At 66.0% G+C, this 18,379-nt stretch carries 12 protein-coding genes and 2 rRNA genes; 6 read left to right on the forward strand and 8 right to left on the reverse strand.

Annotated features, from left to right (window positions below; all coding sequences use genetic code 11):
* Positions 1-102: 102 nt before the first annotated feature.
* The 4 genes from J2S57_RS01870 to J2S57_RS01885 all read right to left on the reverse strand — a co-directional run bounded on the left by J2S57_RS01870 (position 103) and on the right by J2S57_RS01885 (position 8,538).
* A 23S ribosomal RNA gene (locus J2S57_RS01870) occupies positions 103-3,229 on the reverse strand.
* A gap of 435 nt (positions 3,230-3,664) precedes the next feature.
* Positions 3,665-5,181 (reverse strand): 16S ribosomal RNA (locus J2S57_RS01875).
* The 16S and 23S rRNA genes sit together here, the layout of an rRNA operon.
* 507 nt (positions 5,182-5,688) lie before the next feature.
* Entirely contained in the window at positions 5,689-7,197 is a 1,509-nt protein-coding gene (gene miaB, locus J2S57_RS01880; RefSeq protein ID WP_307237527.1) for a tRNA (N6-isopentenyl adenosine(37)-C2)-methylthiotransferase MiaB, read from the reverse strand.
* 42 nt (positions 7,198-7,239) lie between these two features.
* Positions 7,240-8,538, reverse strand: coding sequence for an MFS transporter (locus J2S57_RS01885; RefSeq protein WP_307237530.1), 1,299 nt, complete (start codon positions 8,536-8,538; stop codon positions 7,240-7,242).
* A 199-nt stretch (positions 8,539-8,737) separates the two neighbouring features.
* Here J2S57_RS01885 and J2S57_RS01890 point away from each other — a divergent pair, with 199 nt between their 5' ends.
* Complete coding sequence (locus J2S57_RS01890; protein ID WP_307237533.1) at positions 8,738-9,703, forward strand: TAXI family TRAP transporter solute-binding subunit; 966 nt, start codon at positions 8,738-8,740, stop codon at positions 9,701-9,703.
* Positions 9,704-9,745: 42 nt separating this feature from the next.
* Here J2S57_RS01890 and J2S57_RS01895 read toward each other — a convergent pair whose 3' ends face one another.
* Positions 9,746-11,248 (reverse strand): sensor histidine kinase, encoded by a 1,503-nt coding sequence (locus tag J2S57_RS01895; RefSeq protein WP_307237537.1) that lies wholly within the window; start codon positions 11,246-11,248, stop codon positions 9,746-9,748.
* A gap of 10 nt (positions 11,249-11,258) precedes the next feature.
* Positions 11,259-12,026 carry a response regulator transcription factor gene (locus tag J2S57_RS01900; RefSeq protein WP_307237540.1) on the reverse strand — a complete coding sequence of 256 codons (768 nt, stop codon included), beginning with the start codon at positions 12,024-12,026 and terminating at the stop codon, positions 11,259-11,261.
* A 218-nt stretch (positions 12,027-12,244) separates the two neighbouring features.
* Between J2S57_RS01900 and J2S57_RS01905 the strand changes: the two genes are divergently transcribed.
* The 5 genes from J2S57_RS01905 (at position 12,245) to J2S57_RS01925 (ending at position 16,177) form a co-directional block, all read left to right on the forward strand.
* A complete protein-coding gene (locus tag J2S57_RS01905; RefSeq protein WP_307250983.1) occupies positions 12,245-12,973 on the forward strand; it encodes an amino acid ABC transporter ATP-binding protein in 729 nt (242 codons plus the stop codon).
* Between the two features lie 80 nt (positions 12,974-13,053).
* Entirely contained in the window at positions 13,054-13,944 is an 891-nt protein-coding gene (locus J2S57_RS01910) for a glutamate ABC transporter substrate-binding protein (RefSeq protein ID WP_370882546.1), read from the forward strand.
* Positions 13,945-14,022: 78 nt separating this feature from the next.
* A complete protein-coding gene (locus tag J2S57_RS01915; RefSeq protein ID WP_307237547.1) occupies positions 14,023-14,673 on the forward strand; it encodes an amino acid ABC transporter permease in 651 nt (216 codons plus the stop codon).
* The gene (locus J2S57_RS01920; RefSeq protein ID WP_307237550.1) at positions 14,670-15,563 is read left to right on the forward strand and encodes an amino acid ABC transporter permease; all 894 of its coding nucleotides are present in this window, start codon (positions 14,670-14,672) and stop codon (positions 15,561-15,563) included. Before J2S57_RS01915 ends, J2S57_RS01920 begins: the two co-directional genes overlap by 4 nt.
* Positions 15,564-15,679: 116 nt before the next feature.
* On the forward strand, positions 15,680-16,177 hold the full coding sequence (locus tag J2S57_RS01925) for a PRC-barrel domain-containing protein (RefSeq protein ID WP_307237554.1): 498 nt from the start codon (positions 15,680-15,682) through the stop codon (positions 16,175-16,177).
* On the opposite strand, the gene J2S57_RS01930 is transcribed toward J2S57_RS01925, so the two are convergent.
* Both J2S57_RS01930 and J2S57_RS01935 read right to left on the reverse strand, forming a co-directional pair.
* Positions 16,174-17,655 carry a class I adenylate-forming enzyme family protein gene (locus J2S57_RS01930; RefSeq protein WP_307237557.1) on the reverse strand — a complete coding sequence of 494 codons (1,482 nt, stop codon included), beginning with the start codon at positions 17,653-17,655 and terminating at the stop codon, positions 16,174-16,176. The two genes, J2S57_RS01925 and J2S57_RS01930, sit on opposite strands and share 4 nt — an antisense overlap.
* A complete protein-coding gene (locus J2S57_RS01935; protein ID WP_307237560.1) occupies positions 17,652-18,332 on the reverse strand; it encodes a response regulator transcription factor in 681 nt (226 codons plus the stop codon). The genes J2S57_RS01930 and J2S57_RS01935 overlap by 4 nt, the downstream gene beginning before the upstream one ends.
* Positions 18,333-18,379: the final 47 nt, after the last annotated feature.

Consider the following 18,379-nt stretch of genomic DNA (forward strand, 5'->3'; position numbering starts at 1 on the left):
CTCTACCGGCACAACCAGCCACCCTCAGGGGTGGGCGTGGTCGTTTCCCGTGAACCGCATAGTGGACGTGAACAATCTTTACGCGCTCAACTCAACGAGTGAGTGAGTAAGTCATCGGCATATTAGTACCGGTCAGCTTCACAAGTCTTCAGTCCTTGCTTCCACATCCGGCCTATCAACCCAGTAGTCTAGCTGGGAGCCTCTCACACCTCGAGGGTGCATGGAAACCTCATCTTGAAGCGAGCTTCCCGCTTAGATGCCTTCAGCGGTTATCCCTTCCGAACGTAGCTAACCAGCGGTGCCCTTGGCAGGACAACTGGCACACCAGAGGTTCGTCCGTCCCGGTCCTCTCGTACTAGGGACAGCCCTTCTCAAGTTTCCAACGCGCGCAGCGGATAGGGACCGAACTGTCTCACGACGTTCTAAACCCAGCTCGCGTACCGCTTTAATGGGCGAACAGCCCAACCCTTGGGACCTACTCCAGCCCCAGGATGCGACGAGCCGACATCGAGGTGCCAAACCATGCCGTCGATATGGACTCTTGGGCAAGATCAGCCTGTTATCCCCGGGGTACCTTTTATCCGTTGAGCGACAGCGCTTCCACAAGCCACTGCCGGATCACTAGTCCCGACTTTCGTCCCTGCTCGACCTGTCGGTCTCACAGTCAAGCTCCCTTGTGCACTTACACTCGACACCTGATTGCCAACCAGGCTGAGGGAACCTTTGGGCGCCTCCGTTACTCTTTAGGAGGCAACCGCCCCAGTTAAACTACCCACCAGGCACTGTCCCTGATCCGGATCACGGACCAAAGTTAGACATCCAGAACGACCAGAGTGGTATTTCAACGTCGACTCCACCAACACTAGCGTGCCAGCTTCACAGTCTCCCACCTATCCTACACAAGCCGTACCGAACACCAATACCAAGCTATAGTAAAGGTCCCGGGGTCTTTCCGTCCTGCTGCGCGTAACGAGCATCTTTACTCGTAGTGCAATTTCGCCGAGTTCGCGGTTGAGACAGCGGAGAAGTCGTTACGCCATTCGTGCAGGTCGGAACTTACCCGACAAGGAATTTCGCTACCTTAGGATGGTTATAGTTACCACCGCCGTTTACTGGCGCTTAAGTTCTCAGCTTCGCCCCGAAAGGCTAACCGGTCCCCTTAACGTTCCAGCACCGGGCAGGCGTCAGTCCGTATACATCGTCTTGCGACTTCGCACGGACCTGTGTTTTTAGTAAACAGTCGCTTCTCCCTGGTCTCTGCGGCCCTCAAACGCTCACCGGAGCAAGTCCAGGTCACGCCTCAGGCCCCCCTTCTCCCGAAGTTACGGGGGCATTTTGCCGAGTTCCTTAACCACGATTCACTCGATCGCCTTAGTATTCTCTACCTGACCACCTGAGTCGGTTTAGGGTACGGGCGGCTCGAACCTCGCTAGATGCTTTTCTCGACAGCATAGGATCACCCACTTCCCGCCAATGCGGTCATCATCACATCTCAGGCTCATCATCAAAGAAAGAACTGCGGATTTGCCTACAGCTCGCCCTACATGCTTAAACGTGGACAACCATCGCCACGCGGAGGCTACCTTCCTGTGTCACACCATCGCTTAACTACTACCGATTCAGGTCCAAGGCTCCACCGCCGGCACCCGAAGGTCCCATTGGCTTCACGATGTTAGTATCCTCGGGTTCGCTATGGGCGGTTCTACGCCGGTACGGGAATATCAACCCGTTGTCCATCGACTACGCCTGTCGGCCTCGCCTTAGGTCCCGACTTACCCAGGGCGGATTAGCCTGGCCCTGGAACCCTTGGTCATTCGGCGGACGGGTTTCTCACCCGTCTTTCGCTACTCATGCCTGCATTCTCACTCGTGTGGCGTCCACGCCTGGGTCACCCCGACGCTTCACTCGCCACACGACGCTCCCCTACCCATCTGTTCCCCTGAAAGCCGGATCAAGCCGGTCTAGGGTCATGAACAAATGCCACAGCTTCGGCGGTGTACTTGAGCCCCGCTACATTGTCGGCGCGGAATCACTTGACCAGTGAGCTATTACGCACTCTTTAAAGGGTGGCTGCTTCTAAGCCAACCTCCTGGTTGTCACAGCAACTCCACATCCTTTCCCACTTAGCACACGCTTAGGGGCCTTAGCTGGTGATCTGGGCTGTTTCCCTCTCGACTACGAAGCTTATCCCCCGCAGTCTCACTGCCACGCTCTCACTTACCGGCATTCGGAGTTTGGCTGACGTCAGTAACCTTGTAGGGCCCATTAGCCATCCAGTAGCTCTACCTCCGGCAAGAAACACGCAACGCTGCACCTAAATGCATTTCGGGGAGAACCAGCTATCACGGAGTTTGATTGGCCTTTCACCCCTACCCACAGCTCATCCCCCAGGTTTTCAACCCTGGTGGGTTCGGTCCTCCACGCGGTCTTACCCGCGCTTCAACCTGGCCATGGGTAGATCACTCCGCTTCGGGTCTAGAGCATGCGACTGAATCGCCCTGTTCGGACTCGCTTTCGCTACGGCTACCCCACACGGGTTAACCTCGCCACACACCACTAACTCGCAGGCTCATTCTTCAAAAGGCACGCCGTCACCCCGCAAGGCTCCGACGGATTGTAGGCACACGGTTTCAGGTACTATTTCACTCCCCTCCCGGGGTACTTTTCATCTTTCCCTCACGGTACTAGTCCGCTATCGGTCACCAGGGAGTATTTAGGCTTAGCAGGTGGTCCTGCCAGATTCACACGAGATTCCACGAGCCCCGTGCTACTTGGGACGCCCACAAGAAAGACCAGCACATTTCGTCTACGGGACTAACACCCTCTACGGTCGCCCATTCAATGGCGTTCGACTACATGCAGGTTTTTTGACTCTCCACTACCTCGACAGCGGTAATAAGTGGGATCCCACAACCCCGGACATGCAACGCCTGTCAGCTATCACACACGCCCGGTTTGGCCTCATCCGCTTTCGCTCGCCACTACTCACGGAATCACTGTTGTTTTCTCTTCCTGACGGTACTGAGATGTTTCACTTCCCGTCGTGCCCTCCCAACACCCTATATATTCAGGTGCAGGTGACTGGACTTGCCTCCAGCCGGGTTACCCCATTCGGAAATCCTCGAATCACAGCTCGGTTGCCAGCTCCTCGAGGCTTATCGCAGGCTCCTACGTCCTTCATCGGCTCCTGGTGCCAAGACATCCACCGTGTGCCCTTAAAAACTTACCAACACACCCCGAATCAAATCAGGATGCACTCGGAAAAATTAAGCACAGAATTAAAGATGCTCACGTCCACTATGCAGTTCACAAGCAACGAACACACACAACCCTCAAGCTCACCAATTACCCCACCGCCGGCACGAGACCCGCTGCGAGGCACTGTGATGAAGGACTGTCATGCCTTCGGAAAGAAGCTCTTCCAAGCCTCAGACCCAAGTTCACGGCCCACCAGACTGTTTCCAGCCTCGTGGTCCGCTCCCTCAGGACCCAACAGTGCATCCCCATCTCCGCCCCGGAGATGAGAGCCAACCGATGTTCCACCCTTGAGCAGCCACCCCGCAACTAGCGGTCACCGGAATGGATGACCGTCATCGCGCAGGCAATGGCATACCTCTGAACCATCAACCAGCCTGAGCCGGTGAGGTTTTCGAGTGCTCCTTAGAAAGGAGGTGATCCAGCCGCACCTTCCGGTACGGCTACCTTGTTACGACTTCGTCCTAATCGCCAGTCCCACCTTCGACGACTCCCTCCCTTACGGGTTAGGCCATCGGCTTCGGGTGTTACCGACTTTCATGACGTGACGGGCGGTGTGTACAAGGCCCGGGAACGTATTCACCGCAGCGTTGCTGATCTGCGATTACTAGCGACTCCGACTTCACGGGGTCGAGTTGCAGACCCCGATCCGAACTGAGACCAGCTTTTTGGGATTCGCTCCACCTCACGGTCTCGCAGCCCTTTGTACTGGCCATTGTAGCATGCGTGAAGCCCAAGACATAAGGGGCATGATGATTTGACGTCATCCCCACCTTCCTCCGAGTTGACCCCGGCAGTCTCCCATGAGTCCCCACCATAACGTGCTGGCAACATGGAACGAGGGTTGCGCTCGTTGCGGGACTTAACCCAACATCTCACGACACGAGCTGACGACAACCATGCACCACCTGTGAGGCGCCCTTGCGGACCCCGTATCTCTACGAGTTTTCACCCCATGTCAAGCCTTGGTAAGGTTCTTCGCGTTGCATCGAATTAATCCGCATGCTCCGCCGCTTGTGCGGGCCCCCGTCAATTCCTTTGAGTTTTAGCCTTGCGGCCGTACTCCCCAGGCGGGGCGCTTAATGCGTTAGCTGCGGCGCAGAACACGTGGAATGTGCCCCACACCTAGCGCCCAACGTTTACGGCATGGACTACCAGGGTATCTAATCCTGTTCGCTCCCCATGCTTTCGCTCCTCAGCGTCAGTAGTGGCCCAGAGACCCGCCTTCGCCACCGGTGTTCCTCCTGATATCTGCGCATTTCACCGCTACACCAGGAATTCCAGTCTCCCCTACCACACTCTAGCCTGCCCGTACCCACTGCACGCCCAGAGTTAAGCCCTAGGTTTTCACAGCAGACGCGACAGACCGCCTACGAGCTCTTTACGCCCAATAATTCCGGACAACGCTTGCACCCTACGTATTACCGCGGCTGCTGGCACGTAGTTAGCCGGTGCTTCTTCTGCAGGTACCGTCACTTGCGCTTCTTCCCTGCTGAAAGAGGTTTACGACCCGAAGGCCTTCATCCCTCACGCGGCGTCGCTGCGTCAGGCTTTCGCCCATTGCGCAATATTCCCCACTGCTGCCTCCCGTAGGAGTCTGGGCCGTGTCTCAGTCCCAGTGTGGCCGGTCGCCCTCTCAGGCCGGCTACCCGTCGTCGCCTTGGTAGGCCATTACCCCACCAACAAGCTGATAGGCCGCGAGCTCATCCCTGACCGAAAAACTTTCCACACACAGACCATGCAGCCATGTGTCATATCCGGTATTAGCCACCGTTTCCCGTGGTTATCCCAGAGTCAGAGGCAGATTACTCACGTGTTACTCACCCGTTCGCCACTGATCCCCTCCGAAGAGGTTCACCGTTCGACTTGCATGTGTTAAGCACGCCGCCAGCGTTCGTCCTGAGCCAGGATCAAACTCTCCGTAAATAATCTTCTAGGAAGACTTTTAGCGAAGTGTTGCAAGAATCCTGACCGAAAGAACCAGACCCGAACCGAACACCTCGACGGGGGTCGAGATATCCGAAGCCTGATCCATCAGCCAAGAAGACCGTCCCAATCGGGACAATCATTTGGCATCGGTTGTTCAGATGCACTGTTGAGTTCTCAAGGAGCGGACGCTCACCATCAGACCCTCTTCCGAAGGCCTTTCGGGGCAACCTCTCTAACTTACCCGGCTGACCGAGCGGTGTAAACCTTACCAGAAGGTCTTCGCTGCTCCGTCCATCCGGACTCCCAGGCGAACCTCTGGAGGCTCAACCCGCATGGGTTGAACCTCGGCAAGAAGTTCGGGGAAGTTGACCCGGGACCGGCCACTTGCGTGTCCGTGCCTCCCGCGCTGCCAACACGTAGAACTTTACGGAGATGCCACCACCAGGTCAAATCGACGTGACATCCACACGCCGATGTGCCCCAAAGGGGCCACACCCCAAGGGATCAGCCCCGGCGCAGCACCGGGATCCCGAGGGAGACCCCACCACCGGAGGCCGCCGGAGCGACAGGACCACACGCGTCCACCTGCCGGCGCTCCCAGGCGTCACCCGCGGGACTGCGACGCACCGCGTACTCACTGCCCAGATCGTCGGCGACCAGGTGGTGCGGGGCCCCGTAGGAGATGCGCACCGTGGCGAAGTCACCGGGACGGGGCGAATCGGCACCGTCGGGCACGGTGAAGTGCACCAGCCGGTTGTCGGGAGCCCGGCCGGACAGACGGGTCGTCGCGCCGTCTTTACGCCCCTGGCTCTCGGTGACGAGAAGCTCGACCACGCGTCCTTCGAGCTTCTGGTTCTCGCGCCAGGAGATCTCTTCCTGCAGCTTCAGGAGCCGTTCGTAGCGCTCCTGCACGACCTTCTTCGGCAGCTGGTCGGGCAGGGTCGCCGCGGGAGTGCCCGGCCGCTGCGAGTACTGGAACGTGAAGGCCTGGGCGAACCGGGCCTGCGCGACCACGTCGAGCGTGCCCTGGAAGTCTTCTTCGGTCTCTCCGGGGAAGCCGACGATGATGTCCGTCGAGATCGCGGCGTGCGGGATCTGCTCGCGCACCTTCTCGAGGATCCCGAGGAACTTCTTCGAGCGGTACGAGCGGCGCATCTCCTTGAGCATGCGGTCGGACCCCGACTGCAGCGGCATGTGCAGCTGCGGCATCACCGTGGGGGTGGCCGCCATCGCCTCGATCACGTCGTCGGTGAACGCGGCCGGGTGCGGGCTGGTGAAGCGCACCCGCTCGAGACCCGGGATCGAGCCGACGGCGCGCAGCAGCGCCGCGAACGCGCCCCGGTCGCCGAACTCCACGCCGTAGGTGTTCACGTTCTGCCCGAGCAGGGTCACCTCGACCACGCCCTCGGCGACGAGCGCCTCGACCTCGGCGAGGATCTCGCCGGGCCGGCGGTCGCGCTCCTTGCCGCGCAGCGAGGGCACGATGCAGAACGTGCAGGTGTTGTTGCACCCGACGCTGATCGAGACCCAGGCCGCGGCGGCCGAGTCGCGCCGCGTGGGCAACGTCGAGGGGAAGACCTCGAGCGACTCCAGGATCTCGACCTGCGCCTCGGCGTTGTGCCGGGCGCGCTCGAGCAGCACCGGCAGCGACCCGATGTTGTGCGTGCCGAAGACGACGTCGACCCAGGGGGCCTTCTTGACGATCGTGTCGCGGTCTTTCTGGGCCAGGCAGCCCCCGACCGCGATCTGCATCCCGGGCTTGCCTGCCTTCACCGGGGCCAGCTGGCCGAGGTTGCCGTAGAGCTTGTTGTCGGCGTTCTCACGGACCGCGCAGGTGTTGAAGACGACCAGGTCGGCGCCCTCTCCCCCCGGGTCGGCGGGCACGTAGCCGGCCGCGTCGAGCATGCCGGAGAGGCGCTCGGAGTCGTGGACGTTCATCTGGCAGCCGAAGGTGCGCACCTCGTAGGTGCGGGCATCGGCCCCGGCGGAGGGCGCTGATTCGATCGTCGTCATGGCAGGTCAATGCTACGACGCCGGATTGTCGTGTGAGTTCAGCTACCGGGAGCGCCGGTAACGTCCCACGACGTCACGCAGCGGGGGCACGTGGACACCGTGGGAAGCCATGAGCACCCGCAGCCTCCGCCGGTTGTGCAGCACCCCGATCACGCCGACCAGCCAGATCAGGTACCAGCCGCAGAACGCGTTGCGGAAGGCGTGCAGGTCGTAGGTGTCCGGCGTCCCCGCCCCCTGCAGGTCGAGCAGCACCCCCAGCATCAGCACCCCGAGGAGCGAGGCGAAGAACCCGGCGCTGTTGGCCAGCCCGGTGGCACTGCTGATCAGGTGCGGCGGGTTCGAGGTGCGGGCGAAGTCGAGGCCGACCAGCGATCCCGGGCCGCCCGCGCCCAGGCACATCACGAACAGCACCAGTTGCCACAGCGGTGCCTCGTCCGGCCTCACCACCAGCGAGAGCAGGGCCAGGGCCTGGATCGCGACCACCGCCAGCACCACCCACGAGCGGCGCAGCGGGTGGCGTCCGGCGAAACGCCCGATCAGCAGCCCGAAGGCGCCGTTGGCGATGACGTAGAGGGTGAGCAGCCCCTGGGCGCGGCCGTTGCTGAGCCCCTCCCCCGCCGTCAGGTAGGGGAATCCCCAGAGCAACGCGAACACGTTGCCCCCGGCCGGGGTCACGAAGTGCGTCCAGAAGCCCAGGCGGGTGCCCGGGTTGGCCCAGATCTCGAGAACCTGCTTGCGGACGCCCGGGGCGGCCGGGAGGTCGGGTGCCGGTCGGTCGGTGGGCTGGTTGCGAACCGTCACGGCCACCGCGACGGCCACCAGCAGCAGGCAGGCCGAGAGGGTGAGGAACGCCGGGGTCCAGCCGCGCGCGTGCACCAGTGCCAGGAACGGCACCACGCTGATGATCTGCCCGGCCTGAGCCACCACGCCCGTCACCTGGGTCAGCAACGGCGCGCTGCGCGCCGGGAACCAGGCGATGATCAGCCGCACCACCGACACGAAGATGGTCGCGTCGCCCGCACCGACCAGGATCCGCGCGGCGAACGCGCCCGGCACGCTCCCGGTGACCGCGAGAAGTGCCTGCCCACAGGCCATCACGAGCAGGCCCACGGTGAGCACCCGACGGGGCCCGGCGCGGTCGAGGATGAGCCCGACCGGCAGCTGCATCGCCCCGTACACGCCCAGCTGGAGCACGGCGAAGGTGGAGAGGGTGGCCGCCGCGATGCCGAAACGGTCGGAGGTCTCGACCGCGACCGCGGACAGCGACGAGCGGCTGGCGATGGCGAGGACGTAGCCCAGCAGGCCGATCGACCAGACCAGCCAGGCCCGGGTGGTGCTCACGGAAGGCACTTCTTTCTGCGCGGGAAACCAGTGGCCGTCACCCCCGTCGTCCCCCGTGCACGCGCCGGTGACGATCAAGACGTCGCCGGCCCGTACCCAAGAGTTGTATCGCACCCGTCCGGCGCACGGCCGTCACGGGATGTGTTTCGGGTGTATTGCCGGTTGGGTCCCCGCCCCTCGGATCAGGCATGGTGGGGCGATGCGGCAGGTACGGGCTCTCGTGGTGGCGATGCTCCTCGTGCTGCCCCTGGCCTGCTCCGTGTCAGCCTCGGGCGATCAGCGGGCGCTGTCCGACGAGGAGCCGATCAGCGACCGCATCGTGATCACCACCGGCACCACCGCCGGCGTCTACTACGCCTGGGGTCTCGCCCTGCGCGACCAGCTCCGCGAGGCGCACCCGTCGCTCGACGTCGAGGTGGTGCCCTCCAGCGGCAGCATCGAGAACCTGCAACGACTCTCCGACGGCACGGCCGACCTGGCGGTGAGCGCGGGCGACGCCGCCGAGCGCACGGCCTCCGAGAACGAGACCGAGAGCGGTTCGGTGCCGCTGCGGGCGGTCGCGCGGATCTACGACGACTACTACCACCTGATCGTGCCGCGCGGGTCGACGCTGCGGTCGGTCGACGACCTGGCCGGTCACCGGGTCGCGATCGGTGACCCCGGGTCGGGAACGGCCCTGATCGCACGGCGTCTGCTCGGCCTGGCCGAGGTCGGGGTGAAGGAGAAGGAGCTCGGCATCGTCGACGGGCTCCAGGCGCTGGAGAAGGGCGAGGTCGACGCGGTGTTCTGGTCGGGCGGCGTGCCCACGACCGCGGTCGAGGACGCCAGCGAGCGCATGCCCCTGCGCCTGCTGGGGCTGGGCGACCTGGCCCGGCGGATGCGCGCGGAGTTCGGCGCGGTCTACCGGCCGGCGGCGATCCCGCCCGGGCGCTACGGGATCGGTGAGCAGGTCGACACCCTGGCGCTGGCCAATCTGCTGGTGGTGCGGGCCGACGCGGACGACGAGCTGGTGACGGCCGTGACCTCGACGATCTTCGACCACCGGGCGGCGATCGCCGAGCGGGTCCCGGCGGCGAACCAGACCGACCGGCGCTCGGCCATCTTCACCGGTGGCCTGCCGCTGCACCCGGCGGCGGAGGCGTACTACCGCAAGGCCAAGCTGTGAACGGCGGAACCAGCGCCAGGGTCGGTCCCGCGGATCAGGGCCCTAGCGAGGGCCGGGCACCGGTGGCACCCACAGCCGGACGCTGAGGCCACTCTCCTCCCCCGCGGTCACGTCGAGGGTGCCGTCGTGGCGTCCCATCAGGGTTTTCGCGATCGACATGCCCAGGCCGGTGCCCTCGGTCTCGGACGCCTCCGAGGCCTCGGAACGCCAGAACCGGTCGCCCACCCGGGGCAGCTCCTCCGCGGGCACCCCGGGGCCGTCGTCACTCACGATCACCTCGACCCCCGTGTCCGGGGCGGGTGGGGTGCTCACCAGGGCCAGAACGGGGGACGAACTGGGCCCGGCGAGCGGCACCGGCGGCGGTTGCGGGGTGGTCACCGACGACGGACGCACGAGCACGGTCACGGTGCCGCCCTCCGGTGAGTACTTGAGGGCGTTGTCGAGGACGGCGTCGAGCGCCCCGGCCAGCGCGCCGGCGTCGTGCTGGGCCCGGGCGTGCGCGGCGCCGCGCCGCACCAGGTGGATGTCCCGACGGTCGGCGACGACCATCCAGAAGGCGAGCCGCTCGTCCACCACCTCGGCGACGTCGAGCGGGGCGGCCGGGGCACCGCCGTTCTCGACCCGGGCCAGCGCGAGCATCCGGTCGAGGGTGCCGGCCAGGTGCTTGCCGTCGGCGAGCGCGCGTTCCATCGCCTCGCTCTGCCGGGCCGGTGAGGCGCCGGGCAGGTCGGCGGCGAGATTGAGGGCCTCGAGCCGCATGAGCAGGGCGGCCAGCGGGTTGCGGAGCTGGTGGCTGGCGTCGGCGACGAACGCGCGCTGGGCCTCGACGGCGTCCTGGACGTGCACGGCCATCTCGTTGAACGAGGTCTCGAGGCGGCGCAGTTCGGGTGGGCCGGAGCCGGTGGGGACGCGGGCGGACAGGTCGCCGGCGGAGATCTGGTGGGCCGCCTCGTCGAGCCGCCCGACCGGTTTGAGCAGCCAGCGGGCCAGCCGGTCGGCGAGCGCGACGGCGCCGACCAGGGCGATGAGCTCGAGGGCGATGAGGATCGACCAGCGCTGCAGCACGCGCCCGGCGGCCGAGTCGACGGGTGACACGCTGACCACCGCGCCGACCACGTCACCGTCGCGCACCACCGGCTGGGCGGCGACGAGGGGCTCGGAGTCCCAGGGCTGGATCTGGTCCCAGACCTCGGTGAGGCGGCCGGACAGGGCGGTGTCGAGGGCGGCGTCCTGGGCCGGGGTGATCTGGGGAGCGGTGTTCTCGTGGCCGCTGAAGCGGGGCACGCGGGCGGCGTCGTAGACGGTGACGGAGACGTCGTAGAGATCTTCGTAGCGGCGCAGGTCGCGTTCGAGGGCGAGTTCCTCGACCGCGGCGTCGTCCGGGTCGAACTGCACCTTGCTGACGAACAGCGAGAGGTCGGCCATCCGGTCGGTGTGCAGGGTGCGGGCCTCGTCGGAGGCGATGCCGGACATCAGCGGCACCCCGAGCGAGGCGAGCACGACACCCATGAGCAGGAGGAGCAGGGCGGAGAGACGGGTTCTCAAGGGAATGCGCTCAGGTCCAGGTACTGCTCGCCGCACCGATCGCCAGCCGGTACCCGACGCCGCGCACCGTCTCGATCAGCCCGGGTGACCCGGTCTTGGAACGCACCGCGGCCACGTGCACCTCGAGGGTGCGGCCGAGTCCGTCCCAGGTGGACTGCCAGACCTCGCTGATGATCTGCTCGCGCCGGAACACCACGCCCGGATGGCGGGCGAGCAGGGCCAGCAGGTCGAACTCCTTGCGGGTCAGGGCGATCGCGGTGCCTCCCTTGACCACGGTGCGGCTGCTGACGTCGATGACGATCTCGTCGGGTGACAACCCGGGCGGCTCCTCGGTGACCGGTGCGTCACCGGTTCCCAGAGGCGTCCGCAGTTCGGGGTCGTCGGCGGGATCCGTGGCGCCCGGGCCGGACGGGACCGAGTCCCGTTTGTGCCGCCGGGAGATGGCGTGCAGGCGGGCGAGCAGCTCGCGCACGTCGTAGGGCTTGACCAGGTAGTCGTCGGCGCCGAGGTTGAGGCCGTGCACCCGGGCCGTGAGGTCGGAGCGGGCCGTGGCCATCAGGATCGGCACGTCGTGCGTGCGGCGGATGCGGCTGCAGACCTCGAAGCCGTCACGGTCGGGCAGGCCCAGGTCGAGCACGACCGCCTCGGTGCGGGCGTTCAGCCGGGACAGCGCCATGCGGGCCGTGGTGACGTGCTCGACCTCCATGCCGTGCACACGCAGCACGTCGGACAACGCGGCTCCGAGCCGCGCGTCGTCTTCCACCAGCAGCACACGCATCCCCCTACCATCCATCAGCGGGGTGTTTCGGGGAAGTCACGTAACCAGACGGTGACCTCAGAGGATCCTCAATTGACCTTCTCCCTGGGGGAAGGTGTTCCCTACCTTCCAGACACACGATGCCGGAGGAGGAATCAGCCATGACGGCGGAAAACGTTGCACCGGGCGATGATTCATTGACACCAAAGAGTGTCAGCGAATCTTCCGACTCGGCCGCGCTGGTCAGCCTGACCGGCGTCAACAAGCATTTCGGGTCGCTTCACGTGCTGCGCGACATCAACCTCACGGTGAAGACCGGCGAGGTCGTGGTGGTGATCGGCCCCTCCGGTTCCGGCAAGTCCACCCTCTGCCGCACGATTAACCGGCTCGAAACAATCGACGCCGGAACGATTGAGCTCGACGGCAAGCCGCTGCCCGACGAGGGCAAGGCGCTGGCGAACCTGCGTTCCGAGGTCGGCATGGTGTTCCAGTCGTTCAACCTGTTCGCGCACAAGACCGTGCTCGAGAACGTCACCCTCGGCCCGATCAAGGTGCGCAAGGCCAAGCGGGCCGACGCCGAGCAGCAGGCACTCGCCCTGCTCGAGCGCGTGGGGGTGGCCACCCAGAAAGACAAGTACCCGGCCCAGCTCTCCGGCGGGCAGCAGCAGCGCGTGGCGATCGCCCGCGCGCTGGCGATGAAGCCGAAGGTGATGCTCTTCGACGAGCCCACCTCGGCGCTCGACCCGGAGATGATCAACGAGGTGCTCGACGTGATGACCTCGCTGGCCAAGGAGGGCATGACGATGGTGGTGGTGACGCACGAGATGGGCTTCGCCCGCCGCGCCGCCGACCGTGTGGTGTTCATGGCCGACGGCCAGATCGTCGAGCAGGCCCCGCCGAGCACCTTCTTCACCAACCCGAGCAGCGAGCGGGCCCGGGACTTCCTCTCCAAGATCCTTACGCACTGAGGCGTTTCCGCTCTGTCCAGCGAGAAGTCCAGCCCGTACTCCAGCGAAAGAGATTGGCGCACACGATGAAGACCAGCAGCATGCGCATCAGCAAGGCCGCCGCGGCCGCGGCCGTCGCCGTCCTGGCCCTCACCGCCTGCGGCGGGGGCAGCGACTCCGACGACACCGGCGCGGCGGCGGTGAACGACGACGCCACCTTCGAGGCCGGCACCACGATGGAGACCCTGCAGAAGGCCGGCAAGATCACCATCGGCACCAAGTTCGACCAGCCCGGCTTCGGCCTCAAGGGCCTGAGCGACGCCCCCGAGGGCTTCGACGTCGAGATCGCCAAGATCATCGCGGCCGGCCTGGGCATCGACGACGACGGCATCACCTGGGTCGAGACCCCGTCCGCCGTGCGCGAGACCAAGATCGAGGACGGCGAGGTCAGCCTGGTCGCCGCCACGTACACGATCAACGACGAGCGCAAGAAGCGCATCACGTTCGCCGGCCCGTACTACGAGGCCGGCCAGCAGATCATGGTGCGCAGCGACGACTCGGCGATCACCGGGCCGGACTCCTTCAAGGAGAACTCCGCGCTCAAGGTGTGCTCGGTGGCCGGTTCGACGCCCGCCGACAACATCGGTGAGTACCTCGCGAGCAAGAGCCAGCTGGTCACGTTCGACGTGTACAGCAAGTGCGCCGACGCCCTGCGCACCAAGCAGGTCGACGCCGTCACCACCGACAACGTCATTCTGCTGGGCCTGGTCGGCGACTCCGACGGCGCGTTCAAGGTGGTCGGCGACACCTTCACCAAGGAGCCCTACGGCATCGGCATCAAGAAGGGTGACGTCGCCTTCTGCAACTACATCGTCGACACCCTGAAGAAGGCCTCGGAAGACGGCTCGTACGAGAAGGCCTGGACCGAGACGGCCGGCAAGGTCGAGGGCGCCCAGACGCCGACCCTGCCCACCGCCGACGCCTGCGCCTGATGTCCTGACGGGTCCGGCACCGGCGCTCCCGCGGTGCCGGACCCGTGACCGTCCCGGAGCTGAAAGGAGTCACTGGTCGTGAGCGTCATCACGAACAACTTCGACCTGTTCTTCCAGGGATTCCTGAAAACCCTGGGTATCTGCATCATCTGCCTGTTCGGGTCGCTGGCCCTCGGCACCGTCATCGCCGGATTCCGGGTCTCCCCGGTGGCCCCGCTGCGCGGCGTCGGCACGCTCTACGTGAACGTGGTGCGCAACTGCCCGCTCACGGTCGTGCTGTTCCTCATCGCGTTCGGGCTGCCCGAGATCGGGATCAACCAGTCCTACTACGTTTTCGGCTGCGCGTCGCTGATCATCTACACCGCCGCGTTCGTCTGTGAGGCCCTGCGCTCGGGCATCAACGCCATCCCGGCCGGCCAGGCCGAGGCGGCCCGGGCCATCGGCCTGACCTTCTCGCAGAACCTCGGCTCGGTGATCCTTCCGCAGGCGTTCCGCACCGCGATCCCGCCCGTCGGCAGCGTCATCATCGCCATGTTCAAGAACTCGGCCATCCTGGGCGCCTTCGGCGTCAGCGGTGACCTGCTGAGCAACGCGATCATGCTGACCAGCTCGCGCGGTCAGGACCCGACCCCGGTCTACCTCAGCATCGGCTTCTTCTTCCTGCTGATCACGATCCCCGCCGGTCTGCTTCTGATGTACCTCGAGCGCAAGGCGGTGATCCTGCGATGAGCACGCCCAACCTGAGCGTTCTGTACGACGCGCCCGGCCCGAAGGCCCGCCGCCGGGCCCTGATCGGCAGCGGCGTGGTGGCCGTGGTCCTCCTGGCCGTGCTCTACGTCGTCTACGTCCGGCTCGCCGACCAGGGCCAGTTCGACCGCGACCGCTGGGCCCCGCTGTTCGACCCGTCCGACGACCTCTTCCAGCCGGTCTGGGAGAACATCTGGTCCGGCTTCCAGAAGACCATGACGGCGGCCGTGCTGGCGATCGTGCTGTCCATGGTCATCGGCACCGCGTTCGGCGTGGCCCGGGTGATGTCCCGTCCCGCGCCCCGCATCCCGCTGGTCGTGGTGATCGAGACGCTGCGTGGCCTGCCCGTCATCGTGCTGATCTACATGGCCTACCAGCTTCTGCCCGACCTGGGCGTGAACTACGACCCGCTGCCGGGCGAGAACGCGCTCTGGTACGTCGTGGTCGGCCTGACCGCCTACAACTCGGTGGTCATCGCCGAGATCCTGCGCTCGGGGGTGGCCTCCCTCCCCCGCGGCCAGCGGGAGGCCGGGCTCGTCATCGGGCTGACGCCGCTGCAGACCATGGTGCAGATCCAGCTGCCCCAGGCGTTCCGCACGATGCTGCCGGCGCTGATCAGCCAGATGGTCGTCATCCTGAAAGACACCTCGCTGGTCACGTTCATCGGTGGCTACGACGAACTGCTCAACACGGCCAAGCGGATCTTCCAGACGGCGAACAACCCGCTGCAGACCCTGCTGCTCATCGGCCTGATCTTCATCGTCATCAACTTCGCGCTGTCGCAGCTGGCGGTCTTCGCCGAGAAGCGGATGTCGCGCCGCTCGGCCGGCCGCGGGGTCAACACCCTGCACGTCGATCCCGGCACCACCTGACGCCCGGCGGCCTGGGCCGATCGGGTGACTGCCTGAGTGCGTGAGGCGCCGGCGCGCGGGACACTGGGTCCCTCGCACCGGCGCCTTCTCATGAGCGCCCCGCGGCAGGAGGAGCCATGACTCTGACCGGCGAAGAAGCCCGGAAGTATCTCGGCCGAACCGTTTTCGACGCCGACCACGTGCTGGTCGGCCAGGTCGACGGCATCTACTTCAACGACGCCACGGGCACCCCCGACTGGGTCGCCTTCCACACCGACTTCTTCGCGGAGCGCGACGCTTTCGTGCCCTCCGCGCAGATCATCCCGTTCGCGGAGGGACTCTCGATCCCGCTCGGCCGCGACGTGATCATGCTGATGCCCCGCATCAAGCCCCGTGACCACGCGCTCTCCAGCGCCCAGGTGGCCCGGCTGCACGAGTTCTTCGGCACCTTCTCGGGCGAGCACTTCACCTCCGCCCACGAGGGCGCGCCGATGTTCCCGCAGCGCAACCTCGTGCCTGACCCGCGCAGTCGGTTCAGCGGCCGCTCGCACGAAACCGCCTTCGGCACCGGGGCTCCCGGGCCCAACGAGCCGCACGACGTCACGCTCCAGGGCACCGGGAACCACGCTCCCTAGAGAAGCCTGAGAGCGTTCTTGTCGGGTTTCCCGGCGGACGTCAGCGGCACCGCGTCGATCACCGTGAACGCCCGGGGCACGCACACCTCCCCCAGACGCTCCCCCACGATCCGGCGCAGCTCGTCGTCCAGCCCGGCCACCACGTCCTCACGCAACACCACGAAGGCCTCGATCGCCTCACCGGTCGCGGGGTCGGGCACCCCCACCACGTAGGCCTGGTCGACGGCCGGGTGGGAGGCCAGGGCGCGCTCGATCGGGCCCGCGTACTGCACGTTCGCGTTCACGATGATCACGTCGCGGGCCCGGCCGGACAGGTGCAGGAACCCCTCGCCGTCGAGACCGCCGAGGTCCCGCGTGCGGATCCAGCCGTCGTCGGTGAAGACCTCGGCCTGCTCGCGCACGATGTCGCCCTCGTTGACGTAGCCGATCGTCTGCTGCGGCGTGCGCACGTAGATCTCACCGTCACGGGTCTCGACGAGGTTGCGCGGCAGCGGGCGTCCCACCGAGGTCAGGGCGTTCTCCGAGGCCAGTGCCTGCGACGGCGCGAGCATGCTGATCAGCCCGCACTCGGTCTGCCCGTACCCCTGGAACACGATCGGGCCGAGCAACTCGAGGGCCTCGGCGTAACGGCGTGGGTCGAGGGGCGACCCGGAGACCATCACCCCCTTCAGCGAGCTCACGTCACCCGTGCCCGCCCGCACCACCGACAGCAGCTCGAGCAGCTTCGGCACCGTCACGATGCTGCCCGTGATGCGGTGCCGCTCGACGATTTCGGCGAAGGAACCGCCGGCCGAGGGGATCACCAGACGGCCCCCGTGCACCAGGCACACGAGCGCGTAGTCGACCATCACGACGCTGTTCAGCGTGCCGTGCAGCAGGTACCGGTCGAGCCGGGACCCCAGATCACTCAGGACCTCGTTGTGCAGCTCCGCGCGCGAGGGCCACTCCTGCTCGAACGCGGCGTAGGTCTGCGCGGCGCCCTTCGGATTGCCGGTGCTCCCACTGGTGTAGGTCACCCGGGCGACATCCTCCGGCCGGCCCCGAGGTGTCAGGTCGTCGTCCTCGTCGAGTCCCATAACGTCCGGAGCCCCCAGAGGCCCCAGGTCCACCAGCACCAGATCCGGCCGCGCCTTGACCACGGCCGAGACGTCGGTCGACGCGTCCACCACCGCCCAGCCGACGCGGTCGTCGAGCAGGTGGGCGAGCTGCTCGGCGGTGAGGCCCGGACGCACCCCGCTCACCCGCGTCCCCACCAGGTGCACCGCCAGCAGCGCGGCGAAGCCGACCGGGGTGACCCCGGGCATGAACGCGACCCCTGAACCGGGACCCGCCCCGGCCGAGCGCAGGGCAGCGGTGACTCTCCGCACCAGCCGCAGCATCCCGGCGGCGGTGACCTCGCCCCCGGGCCACTCGAGCACGACGGCGTCGTCGAGCTCTTCCAGGCGGTTCAGGACGCGGGCAGGAAACCGGTCGCTCACAGCTCTCCCAGTTGATAGCCGAGTTTGTGCACGGTTCGGACAGCGGTGCGGCCCAGCTTGCGGCGCAGGTAGTAGACGTAGGTGGCGACCAGCGAGGCCGATGTCGCGTCCTCGAAGACGCGGCGCGCCAGCTCTTCCCGCGGGTGCACCGAGGCGGGCCGGTCGGCCAGGATCCGGATCAGGTGGAACTCGCGGTCGGACAGCTGGATCCGGCCTCCGGCGGGCAGCACGGCGGTGCGGCTGCCGAGGTCGAGCCGGCCCTCCCCGATGCGCAGCTCCCGGGCCAGCTCCGCCGGCCGACGGCACAGCGCCCGCAGCCGCGCGGTGAGCTCGCCGAACTCGACCGGCCAGGGCAGGTAGTCGTCGGCCCCGGCGTCCAGGGCCTCCACCAGCTCGGTCGTGGTGCGGCCGGGCGCCAGCAGCAGCGCCCGCCCGGTGACGGCCTGGGCCCGCAGTCGCCGCACCAGATCCACACCCCCCACCACCGGCAGCGAGCGCGACAGCACCAGGACGTCGTACTCCCGGGTGAGGGCCCGGTGCAGAGCGGTCTGCCCGTCCCGCACATGGTCGACGAGGTAGCCCTCGTGACGAAGCACCGGGATCAGACAGGAGAGGGGCTCGGTCTGCCCCTCCGCGAGGAGCAGACGCACAGGCCGTCGACGTTCGGTGCTTGCCATCGTTTGAAAGTGACATACGGTACGTAAAGGACAGCATCACGGCACGA

This window comes from Kineosporia succinea (assembly GCF_030811555.1).
GTDB lineage: Bacteria > Actinomycetota > Actinomycetes > Actinomycetales > Kineosporiaceae > Kineosporia > Kineosporia succinea.